Source organism: Marinobacterium lacunae, assembly GCF_000705555.1.
Classification (GTDB): domain Bacteria; phylum Pseudomonadota; class Gammaproteobacteria; order Pseudomonadales; family Balneatricaceae; genus Marinobacterium_D; species Marinobacterium_D lacunae.
Window position 1 is genome coordinate 1 of sequence record NZ_JMQN01000025.1, and the last position, 1,245, is coordinate 1,245.

2 protein-coding genes are annotated in these 1,245 nt (G+C 42.1%); both read right to left on the reverse strand.

Translation table 11 applies throughout. From position 1 onward, the window contains the following. Window positions 1-135 precede the first annotated feature (135 nt). The gene (locus tag ADIMK_RS09685) at window positions 136-402 is read right to left on the reverse strand and encodes a hypothetical protein (protein ID WP_036187011.1); all 267 of its coding nucleotides are present in this window, start codon (window positions 400-402) and stop codon (window positions 136-138) included. 97 nt (window positions 403-499) lie between these two features. After that, window positions 500-1,198, reverse strand: a complete 699-nt coding sequence (locus ADIMK_RS09690; protein WP_036187013.1) for a restriction endonuclease — start codon at window positions 1,196-1,198, stop codon at window positions 500-502. Window positions 1,199-1,245 lie beyond the last annotated feature (47 nt).

Here is a 1,245-nt window from a genome sequence, read left to right on the forward strand (position 1 = left end):
GGAGCGCTGGTGTGAAAAAACAGCCTAAATATTATGACTGGACACCACAGTCACTTGTTAGATGATAACCATCCTTCAAATAGGCTCCATTATTTCGGGGCCACACAGCTCTAACCATGCGGTAGCCACAAGAGATTATTCTTCAGAAACACCTTCATTTTTCATAAACCAGATATCCCAGCTTTCTAACGATGGATAACTGACCGGAACTGTCTTCCAACCATCTCCAGTAACAACCCTTAGTGTTCTAGTAGTAAGATCTTCTACTGAGGATGGTTTATCAGAGTGCTCAGCGTCGTATAACGCTATTAACACATAATCATCCTCAACGTGTAAGACCTTTAAGAAAACGAACATCCCGTCCGATTCGCGTTTTTTAAGCAGAATATCACCCTGTTCCATGGTCTTCCTCTTCATCTAACGCCCGCATTTGGGGCCGTAGTGAAGCGTAGCGGAACGGAGGTCCCAGCCCACGCAGTGGGCGAACAACATGCGTTTGTTAGGCTTTCTTCGTTTGTTCAACATAGGAATCCAACTTATTTTCAAGTTCCGTTACTTTAAATTCAACTAACTCTAAAACTTCTTGAGGAGACTCAAATTGTTTGTCCCTACCAAATAGTATGAACACCTGTATATCTTCGCTAGAAAACGGATACTCTTCTCGAAATGCCTTAGTTAATAGATCAATACACATATCTACAACTCTTGCACCTGAATAATCGTGCTCTCCTACGTCGGACCTTAAACCACAAGCTATTCTTTCTTCTTTCGGAATATCCCAGTAGCGTTCTTTGCAAACAGCCACGCGATCATATAAGTCCCTAAATCGCATTGCATAAATTGTACTGCTTGCACTTTCACGCATCCCATTCAATGAAGTTAGTTGAATGTTGGTGAGGTTTGCAGCTTCGATTGCACCGCTTTGAAATCCGGACTCTGATAGCAAAATTCCTCTATCAGCTCCGACATCAGATACAATTTCTCTCAGCCCTAATACATGAAGTTTATTTACTGGCTTCTTCCAATGTTTACACTCCACAATCCATGTTATATCGAAGCCAACGTAATGAGATGTAACAAGAACGTCTACATCATGTTTAGTTCGCACACCTTGAACAGTTACATCGGTGGAAGCCTCTAAACCGATTGATCTAAAATACTCGGCTGCATTTTCCTGATATTGCTTCCAATCTTCCATTAATGCGACTTACCTCTCGTGGAGCTGGTCCTACCCACAAAAAGTAG

Excerpts from the sequence above, each read along its gene's own strand:
- ADIMK_RS09690 (WP_036187013.1), bottom strand. The coding sequence starts at position 1,198 with ATGGAAGATTGGAAGCAATATCAGGAAAATGCAGCCGAGTATTTTAGA.
- ADIMK_RS09685 (WP_036187011.1), bottom strand. The coding sequence starts at position 402 with ATGGAACAGGGTGATATTCTGCTTAAAAAACGCGAATCGGACGGGATG.